The organism is Trichocoleus sp. FACHB-90, assembly GCF_014695505.1.
GTDB classification, from domain to species: Bacteria; Cyanobacteriota; Cyanobacteriia; order Cyanobacteriales; family FACHB-T130; genus Funiculus; species Funiculus sociatus.
The window spans coordinates 1-18472 of record NZ_JACJOK010000096.1; the positions used below are offsets into that span (position 1 = coordinate 1).

Genomic DNA, 18472 nt, shown 5'->3' on the forward strand with positions numbered 1-18472 from the left:
AACGAAGAGGTTATGGGTTTAGAAACTTCAACAATTTCAAATTAAGAAGTTTTCTGACTTGGCATTTTGCCAGCTAATTTCAGTTTATTTTACATACCATGTTCGGTAGAGCCCAGCACAATTAAGCCTTCCCATCATTTACCTTCAGTACAACGCTGGTTAACCCAAGATTATTGGCTGGGCTTAATTGTGCTATCAATTCACAAGGGTTGGATGCAGAGGCATGGCTCTTTTAAGTTCTTAACTTTGGCAAAACTTAAATCTTTTAACCTGTCAGCTCTCTCTTAGGTTGCACTCTTGTGCAATGGCGAGTACACAGTTGTGCGATCGCTTTGACTAACCTCTGCCATCAACTAGGCACAGAAAGTGAATGTATCTCTTAGCTTGTTTCTTTATTGTTTTAATTAATCAAAATCTTTTTGATTCAATCTTTACTCCAAGAATATTATGAAAATGAAATTACAATATCGTGGCAATTTCTACGAAGCTAATTCTCAATTCATCGAAACGGTAGAGAGCCAAATTACTGGCAATTATCGAGGTGCAACTTACAAAATAAAACAGTCGGTTAACCCCACTGTCCCTGATTCTATTGTGAATCTCAAGTATCGGGGAGTTGCTTATATTAAAGGTCAAAATTCTGGAGCTTGGCTATCAAGAGAATCGAGGAGCATTAACCTGAACGATACCCAACCTACTTGTTAACTAACTTAAGGGCAAAATCCTGATGTAGGGTGCCTAATAGCACTGGCTATGGAGGACTGCCACTAACTGTACTCTTGGTGCGCTGTAACGCACCGCTATATGTGAATGTATGATTAGGCGGTGCGTTACGAAGAGAGCTAACACACCCTACTCTTGAAAGCATGGCTCATCCTGCCATGCAACTCGCATCCTCATCAATCTATTAATTATTGGTCGTTTGGAAGAGTAAAAATAGATGATATTAAAACTGTCTTTTAGAAATTAAGGATTAACATTATGCAATGTTGTTTAAACTAAAGGGAATCTCCTTTGGAGATTGAAACAGCCGCTGATCCACAAAGCCAGCGAAGCGCCAATTAGGAGGAGCAGGTTTAAACTAAAGCGAATCTCCTTTGGAGATTGAAACCAAACCTGATTCTAAGACCACGCGAGGGGGGAGGAAGGTTCTTAGCTTTTTACCTACGGTGATGTGCTTCAGCACTTCCTGCTGAACCCGTGGGTTCTGGTTCTCCTCTGGCTGATTAGTTGCCACTCAAGCTGCGTGGGTTATCTTACCAATCTTGACATCACTACCCATGCTGTGGGTTGAAACACCTGTTTTTTCGTGTGGAGAGGCTCTGAAATAAAGCTTTTTGTCAGAGTGGATCTCTTACATACACTCTACAAGTCTTTGTGCGAGAGCATCCCACTCGTCGTACCCTGCTGGTCCTAGCGAAAAAATCACCATCCAAACCGGGGAATTTCCTGTAGGAGAGGAAAGAAGAGAGGGAGGGAGGCTTCTAAATGGAACTGGGTTCCCGTTCTTGCGCCAGCCGACACGATCGGCAAATTCAGACCATCGAATATTCAATCCGGTTGGGCTACCCATTTCCTGCCAAATTTGCTGCTGCACACTAAAGCCAAACTTGCCGCCGCTGTATTGCATCCAGAGTCGATCGATCGCTGTTAGTACATCACAGTGCAATCTGTTGATGCTTGCAGTATCCAGCCAACCTTGTTGCTCTCGTCCAGTCTTTCTAAGCATTATATTTGAGGTTTCCAGGTTAGCATCCCTCCACTGTTCTGCTTTCAAAAAATTCTCCAACTTCGAGTAATCCGCCACTCTAGAAAGTGAAGCAACAGGTGGAGAAGACGTAGCTGGTGGGAGAGTAGGTGAATCTGGTGGAGACGGTGGTTCAGAATTAGGTTGTTGATTCAGCAGCCCTACTCCTGCCACTACAGCAACTCCGGTTCCTCCCCAGAAGAACCATTTGAGAAATTGTTGCCGTGTGATGTTTGGTGTGTTTAGAGTATCTGTTCTTTCTTGATCGGAGGGGACAGGTTGAATAAGTCCGACGGGTTTAGAGACCGGAGCGGATGCTGATTCGTTACTAGTTGACCGATTTCCTAATGGTGAAGCAGGAGTAACAGTTGGCGTTGCAACTGAAGGAGATTGAGAGCTTTCAGCCTGCAATTCTTTAATCCGGTTGTATAACTTCATCACCTGCAAATCTGCCCCAAACGCAGCGGCATTTGCCCGAATGCATAACTGCTCTGCCAATATTAAATTGCGATTAATAAAGGCTTCTTGAAATGCCAGTTCACGCAATTTGGCAATATCTTGATCCCAGGCATATTGGGGTATCAAAATAAAGTGATGCTTCTCAGATGGGTCAGCGCTGATGCGAGGATGCTGCTCTGGAAATCGCTTGTATCGTTGGCATAGCTCTGGTACACGATCATGCAAATAATTGCTCAACCGTTCGACTGTGGCACAACTGCGCTCACCCCCCAGCCGCAATGCCTCTAGGAGGGCATAGGTAAACGCACCCTGCTGTAGCTCTTCAATTTCCCACGATCGCTCGGTGGGGCTACAGGCAGAAATGCTGATAATGCCGGGTTGGGTTTCCCTGCCCACGCCAGCTCCATCGCGGCTACCTTCGTTGCGGCAAGCATCTAGCATCAAAATCACATTGTCTGCTCCGCAGCGGCTCAACCGTTCGCGGACATAGCTGACTGGAATGGCGGTGCGCTCGACATTTCTAGGATTGGCATCAATCGGCATCAGGTAGTCCCGATTGGCGTGTTGCATCCCATGTCCGGCAAAGAAGAACCAGCAGTTGTCGCCGGCAGCGAGAAAGGGGCGATCGAACTTGTCTTCTAAAAACGACAGCAGATTTCCATAGGATGGATAGGTGGGAATGGTTGTTCCGTTGGGCAATCGAATATCTGGCGCATTTTCCCCAAACCAGTAGACCTCATCAAATCGGGCTTCCTGGAAGAAATCGCGTATCCGTTCGGCATCGAGCCGGGCGTATCTCAATGGCGCGAAGTTGTTTGGGTTGTATTGGTTAATGCCAATCGCGATCGCCCAGTTTCGCGCCATTGATTCATTCCTTCAGCTTAAATTTCAGCGTCATCGTGCCCTTACCACCAATCTTACTTCCAGAACCCAACAAGCTAACCTGCCCCTCGGCATTAATTTCGACTGCCAGTTCGACCTCATGCAATTCCATGCTGGCGAGTTCAGTAGCACTTTGTTTAGCGTAATTAAACATCCGCTCAACCTGTTGCAAAAGATGAGTCATGTTTTGCTCTAAGATTGCAACGGGTACGGGGGTTTGTTTGGTGCGGGAAGTTCCAGCAAACCCCGGTTCACCAAAGGGATTCCTGCTTTGCTCGCCCCGTTGCCCATCCGGAACTGCTAGCGGTTCTTCCTCCGTCACAATCCAAACCACGTCATTCTGCATAGTAGAAGCTTAGAGGAGAAAAGTTTGCGATTATTCTAACAGTAGTCTCTACAATTCCCTGCAACTCTGCACAGGGTCTTTTTGATATTTGAATCAGCCCCAGTAACCGCCCTTCACCCCAACCATCAATCCCTATATCAGGAAACGCAGCAGGGGCGACGCATCGTCTACTCCTTAACCCTTCTAAAGCGAATCTCCTTTGGAGATTGAAACTGCTTACTTCGCTAACTCGGTAGGGTTCCCACTACTCAAGATTTAAACTAAACCAAATCTCCTTTGGAGATTGAAATCGCAAAAACTGTTTGATGCAATTAAATCCTGGGAAAATTGTTTAATAGATTAACTAATTTGGTAACGTACTGTACGATATTAAATTAGTAGGAAAATCTTGTGCAAAAAAAAGAATAACACCAAAACCAAAGTTTGGTAGATCGAGAGAAAAATGTGCGGTTCGGCGTACATTTAACAAGAAAACGGTGGTGGTAAATATGTAGTGAAAGTGTAAATATATAAACTAAAAATACTTTCATTTTTACATTTTGCAGTGGTTATTTATTTGCCTCGGCAAGCGGTTATTTTGACAATTAGCATAATCCTTAATTAAAATCGATTTTTAAAGCTCATCTCATATTAAATGCTATAATTTTTAAAAAATATCAAAATTTTTAGTAATTATGATTACTTCTAGACCTGATTGCCCTCGTTGTGGTTCTGATTATATTGTTTAAAATGGCAGAATTTACAATAAAAAACCTAAATATAAATGTCAAAATTGTGGTAGGCAATTTGTTAAAAACCCTAACAACAAGATCATTGATAAGCATACGTTAGATTACATTGACAAAATGTTACTAGAGAAAATTCCCTTAGCAGGAATTGCTAGGGTAACTAGCGTTTCTAAAAAATGGCTTCAAGATTACGTTAATACTAAATATGCTCCAGTTCCTCAACAGGTAAAGGTTTCAAGCAAACATAAATCTAAATTAAATATCGAATGTGGGTAGTGCTAAAGAGGAAAGGATGTTGCCAGTGGCAAAGAAGCATTGTAGTAATGAATAAAATTCCAAATAGCACCAATGTGATTGTCTAAGTTTTTGGAAAATGACAATGTTTTTCTGACCAATCGAGACACTCGTTGTCGAAGGGGGTAGTCCTGCATAGTAATGCTAATGAACTATAATTTTAATTATTCAACCTACCTTAATTTTTAGCTTATGCAATGCCCCAAGTGCGACTCTCAATACGTTGTAAAAAATGGTCATACTCACACTGGTAAACAAAATTTTAAATGTCGAGATTGTGGCAGACAATTTGTCATGACTCCCAGGCATCAACCTATTTCCGAAGAAAAGCGAGAGTTAATAGATAGGCTATTACTAGAAAAAATACCTTTAGCTGGAATCGTGAGAGCTACAGGAGTTTCTGAACGGTGGCTACAGTACTATGTCAATCAAAAATTAGGAGCAGTCAAAAGAAAAGTGCAAGTAACCTCGAAAAAAAAGGGTAAGCTAATAATTCAATGTGATGAAATGTGGTCATTTGTGGGATGTAAGGGTAACAAGCAGTGGATTTGGCTGGCAATTGATATATTAACTAAAGAAATTGTAGGAGTATATATTGGTAAAAGAGATGAAACTGGTGCGATAGGGTTGTGGGATTCAATGCCGGCAGTTTATCGCCAATGTGCTGTCAGCTATACAGACTTTTGGAGCGCTTATCAAATCGTTTTTCCTAAAAAAAGACACAAATCAGTCTTCAAGGATAGTGGTCAAACGAACTATATAGAAAGATTTAATAATACGATGAGACAAAGAATATCTCGTTTGGTAAGAAAAACTCTTTCGTTCTCTAAAAAACTCTCCAATCATATAGGAGCTATTTGGTATTTTATTCATGAATATAACGCCAGTTTATCTATAGAATGAAAAACTGGCGTTATCATTACTATGCAGGACTACCTCGAAGGGTACAATTGAACCGCTCAATATAACTGGTTTTTCCAGTTTCTTTGCCGGCTGGGCGATGCCGCTTGCTGGGTAAAACCAGCTCATAAGCTGACCAAAAATCACGCTCCAAATACAGCACATTGGCGATAGATGGGAGGCATCGACTGCCACAAAGCTTGAGCCGATGTTGCACTGCGGTCTCCGATGTGAACGCCCACCATTTCACGGGTTTGTGCATCTAGGGCAAGCCACACCCACTGCTTTTGCCCTTTGTGGTCTACAAACGACCATAGCTCATCCATCTGCACCCTCAGGCGGCCTTTCGGCTTTGGGCGCACTTGCACCGTCCGATCCACCTGCAAGTATTTCTGATTGACGTATTGTTGTAACCACAATTCGGAAATCTGCAAAGCGCGGGCAATGCCTGCTAGGGACAATTTCTCAAGCAACAATCGGTCAATGATGCCTTTGGTTTCCTCGGAAATCATTCTCCACTGTGGGTTTAAGGGCAAACTGCCGCCCACAGTCGCGACATTTGTAGTTCTGCTTATCATGTCGAGTTCGACCGTTTTTGACCACATCTTCAGATTGACAACTGGGACAGGCAGGCAGCGCAGTAGACATCAGCACGCTTAATGAAATAACAACGGTTTCATTTTTTCATCCTTTCCTTTTTAGCACTACCGAATGTGATGTACGCGAAGCGTTGCCGAAGGCTAGCTTGGTCATTCGTTAATCATAAAGGTAATAAGCAGTGGATTTGGTTAGCACTGGATAAAAAAACTAGAGAAATTGTTGGTTGTTATATTGGAGATCGCAGCGAATAAGGGGCTAGATGATTATGGGATTCTCTCCCATCAATTTATCGGCAATGTGCTGTTTATTATACAAATTCTTGGGCAGATCATGAGAAAGTTATTCCAAGCAAACGCCATAAAGCCGTGGGGAAAAAGAGTGGATTGACCAACCATATTGAGAGGTTTAATAATACGATGTGTCAATGAATTTCTCGATTGGTTAGGAAAACTTTGTCTTTTTCTAAACAGTTAGAAAACCATCTTGGGGCTATCTCGTATTTTATCCATCATTATAATAATGCGTCGCTATCTGGGTAGTAATTTTTTCACTACATATTTACCACTACCGATATCTAAAGGAAGCAAGAGAAAAGAAAGACAGAAGATTTGATTAAAACAGCAAAAACCTCAGAAGAGAAAGCAGAAAATGAGCAAATATTAGAAGGGTTAAACAAAAGTAAATATGTCTTACTAAAGAACGAGGAAGACCTGAGTGAAGAGCAAAAAGATAAACTTATCCAGGTTAAAGAGGTATCTCCTGAACTGAAAATAAGGAATGAATTAAAAGAGGAAATTAGAAATATTTTTGAGCAGAGTGATAATTGGTTAATGGGATTATTAAGACTAGGGATATGGCTATCAAGAGCGAATAAATATTTTCCCGACAGTCGGAACACTATTATCCGTTGGTTGGATGAAATTATTGCTTACTTTGACGACCGAACTACGAGTGGTGTTGTTGAGGGTATCAACAATAAGCTCAAGTTGATTAAACGCTCTGCTTATGGGTTTAGAAATTTTGAAAATTACAGAATTAGATGCTTGCTTACTTGGCATTTTAATTATTAACTTAGCATACTAAGTACTGAAGAGCCGCAATATTTAAAAATTTGCTAATTGTTTGGTAAGTTTTCCCATCATTCATCAACAATAGTATAAGCACCTTCTTTCTTACATAAGGATTCTCATGCTCTTTTAAAGTTTTTAGTAGCCGTTCCTTTTATTCTTGAGGAAGATGGTTCTTGGCTGGCATGTGTAGCTTAATATAGCTTAATATAGCTTAATATTTAATTTTATATTATACAATCAAGCTGCGTAACAACTTACAACATCCCACTGATTCAAGAGTACATAAAAGCGTAACCACAGCTAACTTCCTACTTTTGCTGCTTCAGGTACTGTAGTATACCACTAGCAATTGCTTCAGCCATTTTATTTTGGTACTCTGAGTTTCTAAGTCGTGCAGCATCCTCTTTATTATCGATAAAACCTGTTTCTATATGAATTCCAGGCATAGGAACATTTTTCAAAGTGTATAAAAAATCGTCTGACCTTACTCCTCTGTCTGTCAAACTACTAAGACTCTCTAGCATGGAATTCTGAACTAATTGCGCTAGGCGCTTACTGCTGTCCCCGTAATAAAACGTTCTCGCCCCTTTGGCTACTCCATTAAATCTATTCGCGTGAATACTGACAAACAAGGTGGCATCAAGTACCTGAGCCATTTGTGTCCTATATCGAAGGCTGTTGCTAACGCTAGCTCCGAGAACACAGCCAGTATCTCGCGTTAACATTGCCTGCACGCCATTTTTTGCCAAAATATCTGCTACCTTTTTGCTAATAGGCAACACTACATCCTCTTCTCGTAATCCATCAATGCCAGAAAGAGAAGTTGCTTCTGTATCCGGGGGAATCATAACACCCTGACCAGGATCAATCATTATTTTCACTCCCTCTTTTGGAATCACGCCAGGAGGTATAGTAGCTGCGGTAACACGGCAGATGGGAAGTGGTTGCGGTGTTTGGGCGACACTCGTTTGGGTAGGAAGTGGTTGCGGTGTCTGATCCGCACTCGTCTGGGTTTGATTACCCGCCCATAATTGATATTCCTGAAGAAGTTTTTCTAAGCTTGTTTTACCTACCCAAGCGGTGAGAGATACTAACACTCCAGCTAGTGTTACTGCTATATGCAGATAACTTCTATGAATTTTCCGCTTCGCGCTACGGTTTGCTTCTGTTAATACACGCTTTTCTAACTCTTGGCTAGCATCCAGAAACTGATAATCTAAATCGCTGAGACTTTTACCCACTGACCACTTACGAGCAGCCTTAGAAGTCTCATCTCTTAGCAAGCAAGATTCATCCTGTTTACCAGAAGCTATCCAGGCTTTAAATGCGTCAGCATAAGGACGCAGTTTTGCTAGTTCTTGCTCGCACCATTCAAAGTTAAACACTTCTGCATAAATGCGGTTGTAAATTCGCAGCTTACCATTGCGCTTCACTACTAATCCTGTCAGCCGTAGTTCCATCTGTTCGCGGCTATCATCGGCTACTATCTCACCTTGCTGGAAAATTTGCTGACACAACCCCAGCAACCTCCCAGTACGTTGTTCCACACTTCGCAGTATCCTATTCCGAATAGTTTTCAAGTGCTCAGGCTCGTCTTGTGCTTCCCAATTCTCAATCACCTGTTCGCGCACTAGAGACTTAACCCAAGCTGCTTCCTCACTCGTGGGAATAGCAACCCCAACATTTAGTACCAGCTTACAAAGCTTCTGTGTTAAAAACGGCTGTCCCCCTGTCCACTTAAGTACCTCTTGCATTAACGCTTGTGGATTTCCGACTGTTTCTAGCCCCCTGGCTAGTGATTTTGCTTCATCAAGCTGGAACCCTGTTAAGTCAATTGCCCGCCCGATATTGAACGGTGTACGCCCCTTAAGTTGAATCAGGTCTGATGGTGTAGACACCCCCAAAATTGCAAAGGTGAGGCGGCTATACGCTGGCTGATTTGCCCGACGGTTGTAGCATTCCCGGATGAGTGTAAAAAAATCATCTGTATTAAAATTCAGGCTGAGAATGCTGTCAATTTCATCAATGAAGATGACAATATTTGTATCAATTAAGTCCAACAATACAGTTTCAATAAACTTGCTTAACCGCTGCACAGGCGACAGCAAACTGTTTTCAGTCCACCATGTTTCTAAATCAAAGCTGGTGTAAAGATTGAAACTGCCCACCAGAGTATCAATCACTCCTGCATACCATTGCTCTGGAGTAATATCTGCCGTACCAATAGCAGTAATATCAACAGCAGCACAGGCAAATCCCTCTTGTTGTAACCTCTGCATCACCTGCACTCGCAAGCTAGACTTGCCCATCTGCCGAGAGTTAAGAACGTAACAGAACTGCCCTTTCTGCAAGTTCTCGTAGATATCTTGGTCAGCTTGCCGCCTGACGTAGGTTGGGGCATTAATTGGTAAACTGCCTCCAACTTGATATTCGTAGGCTGAGTTAGGTAAAGTGCTCACTAGCTAACCCCCAGGCGATCATGAAAATACTGGCGGTACAAATCACATAGGGGCATCACCTTATTCCCCTGCAACTTCACCAATCCCATACTGCGGAGTTTAAAAGCCTCTGTTCCACAATCCACAGGAATCTCTGCTGCAATCACTTGTTTAAATGCTGCCAGCAAATCTTGATCATTTTTTAGATTCAGCAGATGGCGGCGCAGGTGGTCGCTGTAAGGGCCTTCTTCTGTGGGGGCAAGTTGCTGTAGCTTCTGGAAAGTCATCCTACTACGAGCAATTTGATAAAGCGCCACCCGCACCAAGAAGGGATGACCGCCCACAAGCCGCATTAGTTGTTCAAGTTCCGAGTCATTCCAATGCAGTCCGTGGCGTTTTACCAAGTCTTGCACCTGTACCTGTGTCAACTCTGGGAGTTCAATTGGCAAACCCACATTAAAGGGCGACTGATTGATATTCAGGGGAATGTAAACTTCCTTAGAATGGACAATTACCAATCTCAGCTTTTTCCAAACAGGCTCATTTTTTGCTCGCTCATGCCAAGCTCGCAATAGGCCAAAGAAATCAGCAGCAATTGTGGGATGTTTGAATACTTCATCCACTTCATCCAACCCTAAAGTAACGGGTCTGTTAATTTCAGATAACAAATACCTCTGGAAATAATTGGTACACTTGTTTTTGCTACCCAAAACGCCTTTCCAATAGTCACCCAGTTTATCTGGTAAATTCAGCTTGTCAGTGATAGTGGCGCAGAACCACTGCAAAAACTGATCTAGGCTAGAGAGAAACTCTGCATCCACATCTTGGAAGTTTAAGCAAGCAGTCTGATAACCTTGTTTTTCAGCATGGTTGAGAATCCGCGTCATTAATGAACTTTTACCCATCTGGCGGGGGGCTTTCACCCGAATTAGGGAACCAGGTTTGTCAATTGTTTCATAACAATCCGCTTCAATGGGTGGGCGTTCAACATAGAAGGGAGACTCCAGAGACACCTGCCCATCATGTGGTTCTTCCAAAGCGATAACTTGAATTTGCTCAATCTCTTCATCCTCTTCTGGCTTGTAGTTCATCACCCGCATCGCTTCTCTAGTAGAGGGTGAATACTCGTCTTGCGTCAATCCTCGCTGTGAAATAGTTTTCGCCGGATACTTCCTGCTTTTAAACAGTGGGGTTGAAGATTCTGGAATGCCCTCCAAATCAATAGCACTACAGCCAAATTCATAGGCATCCTCATAGGATCTGCCAGCGCCCAGGGCATCATAAAACCCCACAGCAAACTCAATTGCCGCCCTATCCCCAATTGCCCGGTTCATCCCCACCACATAATCAACGTATTGGTAAATTGCCTCCGCTTGTGCCTCAGAATAGCAGGCATTCAACAACACGCACTCAACCTTAAATAACTTAAATAGCCTTGCCAGTGAATCTGTACTCACCAGCTGCATTTGTCCAGAATTATTTTCCAAGGCTAAACCTTGATTCCCCGCCCCATGCCCAGAAAAATGCACAATCTGCGGCTCATAATCCAACAAAGCACGCCGCAAATCGTCAGGGCGAATCGCCCATTTAGCGATAATTTCAAACTGTTCTCGGCGTCTAGCCCTCTCCAACCCCGCCTGAATTTCCCGCACCTCTTCATCCAGGCGCAGCTTACCTGTATTCTTGGGATTGGCAGATAAAATCAGGATTTTTTTCACAGTGCTATGGATGCTTACTCGTGGGCTTGTTACCTAGATACAGGTAACTACTGCCCAGTTTCGTTCAATTTCTGATACGCTGCACTCAAATCATGAATTTTTAATAATTTGCAATTGTTATAGCAATCCTATGTTTAGATCCCCGACTTCCTAGAGGCTGTTTTTTACATAAGTGTAAATCCCTGGAGATCCCCCCTAAATCCACGCCAGGTGCTCTACTTGGGGAGACCTCAAGACCGCACTGGCTCCCTTTATTAAGCTATGCCTTACTTACATCTTTCATAAAAATCCACAAAACTTACAGGGACTAAGTTTCAGGGAATGACTTGATGTTTTGTAACAGTTCGCTAGACAGTGACAAACAGTGGGGCTTAGACGAAAAAGAAGAATAAATAAGGTTATAATTCATGAATGATAGGCACTCTACGTTAAAACGTGAGCTGTATTGTTGAGTTTCACAGCATTCTCCCTAAACTGAAGTCTCCTTTGACAAATACACAAATTCGTGATTTCCATGAGGTTGGGTAATGCGTTCAAGCCGATTTACTGGGTATATTAGAGGCAGACTCCAAGGGAATTAAAACCTTGCTGCTGGACAGGACTTGAGACAGTAACTTTGTCAAAAGTTATAGCCAATTGCTGGGATAGAGAGGCAAAGCAATGAGTCCTTCTGAAGTACCTTCAGGAGAGAATCGCTCTGACCATGAGCAAGTACAACAGAGCATTTTTGAGAATGTTCAAGTCGGTGGTAACTTAACCACTGGAGACAATATCCAGAATATCAGCATTTATCAACCTGAACCTCCTAAACCAGTTGGCATCCTCCAAAACATTCCCTACACAGGTGCAACCTTCGACTTTCCCAACCTGTCCCCCATTGGAAATAGCATTAATAGCGTGGTAGCGGCTCCTAAGATTTATTCATCCTTAGCTTTCAGGTAAAGGTGTTTGAGTAGCAGCTGAGCATAAGCAGAAACTTACGTTAAGCAGCATACCAGTTAAACCTCCTGATTTTTAGGAGCCTGAACCCCTAATATTTCGTTTAAGATTCCTGTACTAAACAACTTGGTCTTTTTGGTCTTTATCTGCGACGAGTTATTAGCAAAGTCATCGTAAGCCCCGCGCTTTACCTGACTTAGGTGAGCGTCTGAGTATGTCGCCAGCAAAGAGGTACGATACCTGGAAGATTGAAGATTATCTTGGGCATTGCTACAGCAGATCGTTAGGTATCACACCTAGCACCAGGCAGTCTAAAGAAATGTCGGACTGATAACAGTAGCAAGATGCCTAAAAAGAGTCAAAAGTTAGGCACTCCGAAACGCTTGGGAAGGTGCTTAAATTTGTGCAATGAACGGTCGTTTCTAAGACAAAACTTTTATGTCCTTAGTCTCAATATGTTCTCTCCTGATGCGGCAGCTAGAATAAGTTTGGCTCTGCTATAACATAGAAAATAATTAGTAGCGCTTTAGAAACCTGATAAAGAAGTTTCCGGGGAGCGATTATTTTGGCTTTTAATCACCTTACCAGGACTGATCCAAGAAATTCCTTGTTGTAAAGAACTGCCAATCATAATTGCCTCAATTATAGGTTGAGTAACTTCTGTTTGAGCTACCCACTCCACAATAAAGTTGGCTCCTAAACCTCCACTATTGTCACTACTATCAACCACAAAACTTGTAGAAGCTAGGGCTGCAAGTTGAGTAGGGCGCTCTAGATACTTTCTCACCAAATTGCCAGCAGAATTGTTGTAGCGCACAGAAGTAATGACGATTTGGTTGGTCAGATCGGTGTTACGAATACTAAGAGTAGCTGTTAAATTGTAAGTCTCTTGGCGATCGTAATGATAAATGTAGGAGTAAGCAGGAACATAGATCGTTTGACCCATTACTATTTTGAAATTTTTATCTAAAGTTACTACCTTTACGGATGGGTTTACCCGATCGATATCAGCAACTGACTGCGATGGCTTCTCCTGCGACGTGCAGGACGTAAGTACAATCACAGCGACTGCGGCGTAAGAGAGTAAATATAACTTCACGAGCCTTAATTATTACAATTATTAATAAAATTAAAGTATAATTGCAGACTTAAATATTTACAACAAGGATGACCAAGATATTAAGTATAGTTTGACCAAATGGGTTGACAACTTTTAAGAAGTAGTACGGCTTTAAACTATAGGAGGAGCAAAAATCTGCCACTCCTGAATACCCCGACGCCTCACAATCTTTTCAGCCTAGCGTTTTATATTTTCCAGCTTTACAGAGATATGTCGTTATTGTCTGAAGCTTCCAAGTCATCAACTTGGGGTGGCTCTAGAAAATCTGTTTCTACATCGTCATAATTCCTTTTCCCGGCATAGGAGAGTATTGATAAGGCTGCGCGTCGAAAGCTGTGAGCGCTGACTCCCTCTATTCCTAGGTGTAGGCAAGCGTCTCTCTCATTCTGGCGGAGGATAAATCTGAGTACGATGCGATCGCGTCCTCAATAGAAGAGAGAACCTAGAATACACCCGCGTTACCAACTGCCGCCATCACTTTGCCCAGGTGCCATTGGCACCTCCTACTCCAATTCGTCCCCCTCAATCTAAATCAGTTAATCAAATTGATGACGATGAAGATGATGAAGATAAGCCTTTTATCACCCGAACTATGATCCAAACGCTCCAATGTGGCGAAAACGGTTTAATAACGGACTGTGCTGAAATCCAATACGAACCTTAATCGGGATGCTTGAGGTTTTTTGAAGGGATAGATACTGGATGTGCTGAAGCTCGATTCGAGATGTGCTGAAAACCGATACGAGATTCAGCAGATACCGATAAGGGATTTACAAAGAACCGATACGGTTCCATGACGGGATAGATACTCGCACCAGGGGATAAGGGGATTAAGGAGAAAAGAGATGCACTACCAAAAGACAGAACAGACAGAAAGAAAACTTTGGGCAGACACGCCAGTTGAAAGACAGCCTAATTTAGTAGCACAAAGACCGAGCCAATTTGAGGTTAATGTAAGGCAGTTCTGGGGAGAAGTTAGAGTTTGGGCGGCGATCGCAGAAGGTGTAGTTTATCGTTTAATCCAAAGAGTAGTTCACGCACCAGAACCTGAGTATGCCTACGATTGCTTAACTCTACTCGCTTGTTGAAAGTGCTGAATTTGTTGAATTTGTTGAATTTGTTGGAAATGCTGAATTTGCTGAAATAGGGTTCAGCAGCTAGAAAGCTTGATTTAGCGTTGTTGTATGCACTTCTTTTTTTAAAATTCAGCAGTTTAAAGAGTTCAGTAGTTTCAGCCGTTTCAGCAGTTTCAGCAATTGGAGGGTAGTAGGGTGGTTTACTTAGACAGATTAAGAGGGCAGTTTAGAGGACTTAGCGATCGCAACCAGCGAATTGCAATCCTAGTTAGCGCATTTACGCTATTCATTGTTGGCTTATTAATGATGGTTTGCAAAATAAAGCGACGATGGAAAGCCTTTGTAACTTGTGAGGGAAAGATGATCTCTATATCAGATGTTAAAGATAAAGGAATCCCCCATTTTGGCTTTGCGTTGACACCACAGGTTAATCATGTTGCGACTGATACTGAACAGTTGACTTGCCTCACTTTTCTTGAGACCGTCTAACTCGATCGCTTGCATTACTTTTTACTGGAAATCCTCTCTATAGGGTTGAGCCATTGAAATGGGGCAGACGCAATGGGAACCCTTATAGTTTATGTCCTAACGAAAATGGCTATAGCTATAAAAACACTGTAGCCGTAGATGTATGTATCTAATATCACCCGAATGGGTGAGCTAAGTGGGCGAAGTGTGATAGCTCCTCGAAATATTTAAATATGGATACATTCGATACAATCTCACCCAGCATGGCTACCATTAACGGAACTAACGGTAATGACTCCAACTTACTCGGAACTAATGGCGATGACATCATAAACGGACTAGCAGGTGATGACGTTCTCCTTGGCAGGTTGGGTAATGACATCCTTAATGGTGGAACAGGTAACGATCACATGGAGGGTGGCTTTGGCGATGACCGTCTCGATGGGGGTGCGGGTGCCGATCGCATGGAAGGTGGTGCAGGTTACGATCTGTATATCGTCGATAACGTCAATGATGTCATCGTTGAGACAGTAGATGCTGTCTTTGAGTTTGACGGCGTTCAATCAAGCGTTACTTGGACGCTGGGTGCCAACTTGGAGAATTTAACTCTCACAGGTAATGCCAACATCAATGGCACCGGGAATGCTGGCAAAAACATCATCACCGGGAATGCTGGCAACAACATTCTCAATGGTGGCGATGGCGATGATTACTTTGAGGGAGGAGGCGGCAGCGATATCCTCAATGGTGGCGCAGGTAACGATATTTATCGAATCAATCCCACTCTTACCGAGACCATTAACGAAGACTTGAATGCTGGCATAGATATAGTTTTAGTTTCTCTAAATGAGCCAGGAAGTTACACGCTGGGTACCAATTTGGAACAACTCGTCCTCGTAACTGGCACCACTGGTTCGGGTAATAACCTCAACAACACTATCACCGGGAATGGTGGCAACAATTACCTGTATGGCAGGGGTGGGAACGATTACCTGTATGGCAGGGGTGGGAACGACATTTTAGTAGGTGGTGGTGGGAACGACATTTTAGTAGGTGGTGGTGGGAATGATACGCTCAAAGGCGGTCGCGGCGCAGATCGCTTTTCCTTCACCAAGCTATCGGTCGAAGGTGTAGATATAATTGTTGATTTCTCGGTAGCACAAGACACCATTGGTATTTATAATGGCGCTTACTTCCAACGTGCAGGACTAACGACAAATGAAGCAATTACCGCCGATCAATTCCGCATCGGTGCTAGTGCTGGGGATGCAGGTGATCGCTTTATCTATAACAGCACTTCCGGCGCTTTGTTCTTTGATAGAGATGGTATCGGTAGAGCTGCACAAGTGCAATTTGCCACCCTTTCTACTGGACTGGCGATGACCAACGCTGATATTTTCGTCTTTGCATAAGAATAAATTCAATCTAAGTTCACATTTTTGGTGCGTTGCATTTTTTTGAGTATTTCTGCTATGTCAAAAAATTCTCAATGGTTACAGCTGGTGCAGCATTTATTGCTTTAGAGGTAGTAGGCTTTCCAGCAACAGCTATCACACTCAATCAAGGATATGATCCAGGCTTAGACCTCTTTAATGAAACTGCGTCAGTGTGGAGAACTCTTAGCGCAGTTGGGAGCAGCGAATGCAGGTCTTTATAAAACTGACACCGAGGAATCCCAGATTGAATTACTCAATCGCTTGCGCGATAAAAGCTTTCTAGCAGTTATAGCACGATCGGCGAAGTGCTTTGGCAGGAGATGGCATAGCAATAATAGTATATTTTTATTGGAATCTCTCAGATTTACCCTCGGAAAGCACACTCTAAATAACCGGACAATGAAACTGAACAAAGCCAGCGATTTTTTCATTCACCTAGGATTGTTGTTGACCTTTAATGTTGTAGGGCTGGCAGTAATTCTTTTAGCTTTTCCTACAACTTTTACCACATTTAATTGTCAGCGACTAAACTCCAATCAAGGCAACTGTGAATTGAAAACGCTCACCGGGCCATTTAATAAAGAAGAGGTTCGCAGCTTCCCCGTAAAAGAATTAAAATCAGCATCCTTAGAAAGCTACTCTTATTCCTCTAAGAAAATCAACTATTATACCCGTTTGAAAACAGAGAGGGGAGGAATTTCCCTTCCTACTGGATTCTATGGGCCGAGTTGGAATACAGCCTCCCTACCTACTGAGATTAATAACTTTATTAAAGACCCCAATCAAACATCTTTTAGCGCTCAAGAAGATGACAGTCGCTGGCAGAGTTATTTGTTTTTAGGCTTGTTTTTTGGAACGGCTGATTTAATAATAATAAATAGCATAATTATGAGGATGAAGGCAGTCTAAAAAGGATGATATCGCTGAGTTTTTACCAGGGAGCGATTAAGGAGCAAGATGGGTTATTTTAGCGGCTTAATAAGGCGTTTGATAGACGGTCAGAGAGATTTCAGTTGAGGTTAACAATAGGCTTGGGGAAAATGCAGGTTAAAATTTATTGATTTTGAACAGTTAGAGAATTTTAAAAATCTAACATAGGGTTATTCCGGATACCTTTATCTTTTAATGTCAGTCTAAACTATGAATGATAGTCCCGATAGTGCATCCAATCAGCAGTCATTTTTGACTACTAAAGTTAAGATATTTGCGCTAATAGTCGCGGTCATCGGCTTGTTAATATTAATGCCTGAGTTTTTCCGCTGCCAATGGGATGAGTGGCTAAGCCAATGGCACCTAAAATATTTGCTGCTTTTGGGAGATTTTTATTTATTTTTTGTTCTCCTCTGCTTATGGCCATCTTGGTGGTCAATTTATTCAGATAACAATTCATCTCGAAAAATTATTTTAGGCATATTGCATTCTGTAGTTTGGGCAGTAGTTTTATGTATTCTTATCTCTCCTATTTTAGGTGGAACCCAGTCCTTTTTTCCAAAAACATATACTTTCTTGAAGCCGGGAGTTGCCTTAATAGGACTCAATTGCTCTTTTTTGAGGCAAATAAAAGCCCAGGAAATAAAAAAAGCTTTAGTTCCTTGGGGAATTAGTTCAGCAATTTGCTTAGCTGTCTTTTTTAGCGAAACTCCTTATATTACACCGATAAACTTCAATTCAAAATTAGCCGATTTTGAAGCGGTAGTAGCTTTAGTAGATTCAGGAAAGTTGGTTCCTAATGTTTATGGGGATGTTGAGCTTCCCTGCAAATATAGCTATCTGGCAAATAGGGGTATGAAAAACTACAGGGGAAGCATCAAAATTACTAAAGAAGGAGAGGCAAAAATCATTCAATTTCTGCAACGGACTTATGGATTTGGAGATGGAGCTGATAATTTTATTTACAGGTCAGATAATAAAGATATCTCCCAATTTCGCGCTGAGGATTCAGGCTCTCCTGTACTTATGGGTATAAGTAAAATTTATTTAAATAAGCAAGCTAGCAGCTTCTCTCGTAAAGATTCAAAGCTCTTAAAACCATAGCTCTGCCGAATAATTAACTTAATTCTATTATTAATTCCTTCCATCACTCCGCTGGTCGTTTTACTAACAAAGTAATGACTAATTTCAACCAGATAATTCTCAATACTATGAACAGCTTTTCCGAAAATAATGCGGGCAGAATTCAACCAGCTTTTGAGTCGCTTAAATCCAATTTTTACGGTTGGACTCGTTTCATAAATGTCGCGGAGTTCCTCCT

16 protein-coding genes and 5 pseudogenes are annotated in these 18472 nt (G+C 42.3%); 10 read left to right on the forward strand and 11 right to left on the reverse strand.

What is annotated here, in order from left to right:
• Nucleotides 1-447 precede the first annotated feature (447 nt).
• The gene (locus H6F74_RS27740; RefSeq protein WP_199301691.1) at nucleotides 448-705 is read left to right on the forward strand and encodes a DUF4278 domain-containing protein; all 258 of its coding nucleotides are present in this window, start codon (nucleotides 448-450) and stop codon (nucleotides 703-705) included.
• 376 nt (nucleotides 706-1081) lie between these two features.
• Here H6F74_RS27740 and H6F74_RS29735 read toward each other — a convergent pair whose 3' ends face one another.
• The 3 genes from H6F74_RS29735 to H6F74_RS27750 all read right to left on the reverse strand — a co-directional run bounded on the left by H6F74_RS29735 (nucleotide 1082) and on the right by H6F74_RS27750 (nucleotide 3434).
• Nucleotides 1082-1237, reverse strand: a complete 156-nt coding sequence (locus H6F74_RS29735) for a hypothetical protein (RefSeq protein WP_206756366.1) — start codon at nucleotides 1235-1237, stop codon at nucleotides 1082-1084.
• Between the two features lie 117 nt (nucleotides 1238-1354).
• On the reverse strand, nucleotides 1355-3070 hold the full coding sequence (locus H6F74_RS27745) for a GUN4 domain-containing protein (RefSeq protein WP_190445333.1): 1716 nt from the start codon (nucleotides 3068-3070) through the stop codon (nucleotides 1355-1357).
• 4 nt (nucleotides 3071-3074) lie between these two features.
• Nucleotides 3075-3434, reverse strand: coding sequence for a hypothetical protein (locus tag H6F74_RS27750; protein ID WP_190445334.1), 360 nt, complete (start codon nucleotides 3432-3434; stop codon nucleotides 3075-3077).
• Between the two features lie 1214 nt (nucleotides 3435-4648).
• Here H6F74_RS27750 and H6F74_RS27755 point away from each other — a divergent pair.
• The gene (locus tag H6F74_RS27755; RefSeq protein WP_190445335.1) at nucleotides 4649-5359 is read left to right on the forward strand and encodes an IS1 family transposase; all 711 of its coding nucleotides are present in this window, start codon (nucleotides 4649-4651) and stop codon (nucleotides 5357-5359) included.
• Nucleotides 5360-5393: 34 nt separating this feature from the next.
• Here the strand turns inward: H6F74_RS27755 and H6F74_RS30290 are convergent.
• Nucleotides 5394-6004 (reverse strand): annotated as a pseudogene (locus H6F74_RS30290) (IS1 family transposase); the annotation flags it as partial.
• A gap of 98 nt (nucleotides 6005-6102) precedes the next feature.
• Between H6F74_RS30290 and H6F74_RS30295 the strand changes: the two are divergent.
• Both H6F74_RS30295 and H6F74_RS27765 read left to right on the forward strand, forming a co-directional pair.
• Nucleotides 6103-6495, forward strand: a pseudogene (locus tag H6F74_RS30295) (IS1 family transposase); the annotation flags it as partial.
• A 69-nt stretch (nucleotides 6496-6564) separates the two neighbouring features.
• Nucleotides 6565-7026 carry a transposase gene (locus H6F74_RS27765; protein ID WP_199301697.1) on the forward strand — a complete coding sequence of 154 codons (462 nt, stop codon included), beginning with the start codon at nucleotides 6565-6567 and terminating at the stop codon, nucleotides 7024-7026.
• Nucleotides 7027-7051: 25 nt separating this feature from the next.
• Here H6F74_RS27765 and H6F74_RS31250 read toward each other — a convergent pair.
• The 4 genes and pseudogenes from H6F74_RS31250 to H6F74_RS27775 all read right to left on the reverse strand — a co-directional run.
• Nucleotides 7052-7210 (reverse strand): annotated as a pseudogene (locus H6F74_RS31250) (IS630 family transposase); the annotation flags it as partial.
• A gap of 124 nt (nucleotides 7211-7334) precedes the next feature.
• Nucleotides 7335-7898, reverse strand: coding sequence for an N-acetylmuramoyl-L-alanine amidase (locus H6F74_RS30300; RefSeq protein WP_277875885.1), 564 nt, complete (start codon nucleotides 7896-7898; stop codon nucleotides 7335-7337).
• A gap of 303 nt (nucleotides 7899-8201) precedes the next feature.
• Nucleotides 8202-9485: pseudogene (locus tag H6F74_RS30305) on the reverse strand (AAA-like domain-containing protein); the annotation flags it as partial.
• Complete coding sequence (locus H6F74_RS27775) at nucleotides 9485-11182, reverse strand: AAA-like domain-containing protein (protein WP_190445338.1); 1698 nt, start codon at nucleotides 11180-11182, stop codon at nucleotides 9485-9487. The gene H6F74_RS27775 and the pseudogene H6F74_RS30305, both read right to left, overlap by 1 nt.
• A gap of 660 nt (nucleotides 11183-11842) precedes the next feature.
• Between H6F74_RS27775 and H6F74_RS27780 the strand changes: the two genes are divergently transcribed.
• Nucleotides 11843-12124 carry a hypothetical protein gene (locus H6F74_RS27780; protein WP_190445339.1) on the forward strand — a complete coding sequence of 94 codons (282 nt, stop codon included), beginning with the start codon at nucleotides 11843-11845 and terminating at the stop codon, nucleotides 12122-12124.
• A gap of 523 nt (nucleotides 12125-12647) precedes the next feature.
• Here H6F74_RS27780 and H6F74_RS27785 read toward each other — a convergent pair.
• On the reverse strand, nucleotides 12648-13220 hold the full coding sequence (locus tag H6F74_RS27785; protein ID WP_190445340.1) for a DUF3124 domain-containing protein: 573 nt from the start codon (nucleotides 13218-13220) through the stop codon (nucleotides 12648-12650).
• A 508-nt stretch (nucleotides 13221-13728) separates the two neighbouring features.
• Between H6F74_RS27785 and H6F74_RS27790 the strand changes: the two genes are divergently transcribed.
• Nucleotides 13729-13905, forward strand: a complete 177-nt coding sequence (locus tag H6F74_RS27790) for a hypothetical protein (protein ID WP_206756367.1) — start codon at nucleotides 13729-13731, stop codon at nucleotides 13903-13905.
• Between the two features lie 181 nt (nucleotides 13906-14086).
• Entirely contained in the window at nucleotides 14087-14329 is a 243-nt protein-coding gene (locus H6F74_RS27795) for a hypothetical protein (protein ID WP_190445342.1), read from the forward strand.
• 381 nt (nucleotides 14330-14710) lie between these two features.
• Here the strand turns inward: H6F74_RS27795 and H6F74_RS30310 are convergent.
• Nucleotides 14711-14821 (reverse strand): annotated as a pseudogene (locus H6F74_RS30310) (IS630 family transposase); the annotation flags it as partial.
• 197 nt (nucleotides 14822-15018) lie between these two features.
• On the opposite strand from H6F74_RS30310, the gene H6F74_RS30780 reads away from it, so the two are divergent.
• The 3 genes from H6F74_RS30780 (at nucleotide 15019) to H6F74_RS27810 (ending at nucleotide 18255) form a co-directional block, all read left to right on the forward strand.
• Complete coding sequence (locus H6F74_RS30780) at nucleotides 15019-16197, forward strand: calcium-binding protein (protein ID WP_206756368.1); 1179 nt, start codon at nucleotides 15019-15021, stop codon at nucleotides 16195-16197.
• A gap of 180 nt (nucleotides 16198-16377) precedes the next feature.
• A complete protein-coding gene (locus tag H6F74_RS27805; protein WP_190445344.1) occupies nucleotides 16378-17130 on the forward strand; it encodes a hypothetical protein in 753 nt (250 codons plus the stop codon).
• A gap of 273 nt (nucleotides 17131-17403) precedes the next feature.
• Entirely contained in the window at nucleotides 17404-18255 is an 852-nt protein-coding gene (locus H6F74_RS27810) for a hypothetical protein (protein WP_190445345.1), read from the forward strand.
• Here H6F74_RS27810 and H6F74_RS31255 read toward each other — a convergent pair.
• Nucleotides 18195-18455 carry a transposase gene (locus tag H6F74_RS31255; protein WP_347269566.1) on the reverse strand — a complete coding sequence of 87 codons (261 nt, stop codon included), beginning with the start codon at nucleotides 18453-18455 and terminating at the stop codon, nucleotides 18195-18197. The two genes, H6F74_RS27810 and H6F74_RS31255, sit on opposite strands and share 61 nt — an antisense overlap.
• Nucleotides 18456-18472 lie beyond the last annotated feature (17 nt).

Coding starts and splice junctions, on each gene's coding strand:
- H6F74_RS27750 (WP_190445334.1), bottom strand. CDS start 3,434: ATGCAGAATGACGTGGTTTGGATTGTGACGGAGGAAGAACCGCTAGCA.
- H6F74_RS27745 (WP_190445333.1), bottom strand. CDS start 3,070: ATGGCGCGAAACTGGGCGATCGCGATTGGCATTAACCAATACAACCCA.
- H6F74_RS27755 (WP_190445335.1), top strand. CDS start 4,649: ATGCAATGCCCCAAGTGCGACTCTCAATACGTTGTAAAAAATGGTCAT.
- H6F74_RS27780 (WP_190445339.1), top strand. CDS start 11,843: ATGAGTCCTTCTGAAGTACCTTCAGGAGAGAATCGCTCTGACCATGAG.
- H6F74_RS27740 (WP_199301691.1), top strand. CDS start 448: ATGAAAATGAAATTACAATATCGTGGCAATTTCTACGAAGCTAATTCT.
- H6F74_RS30300 (WP_277875885.1), bottom strand. CDS start 7,898: ATGATTGATCCTGGTCAGGGTGTTATGATTCCCCCGGATACAGAAGCA.
- H6F74_RS30780 (WP_206756368.1), top strand. CDS start 15,019: ATGGATACATTCGATACAATCTCACCCAGCATGGCTACCATTAACGGA.
- H6F74_RS27795 (WP_190445342.1), top strand. CDS start 14,087: ATGCACTACCAAAAGACAGAACAGACAGAAAGAAAACTTTGGGCAGAC.
- H6F74_RS27805 (WP_190445344.1), top strand. CDS start 16,378: ATGAAACTGCGTCAGTGTGGAGAACTCTTAGCGCAGTTGGGAGCAGCG.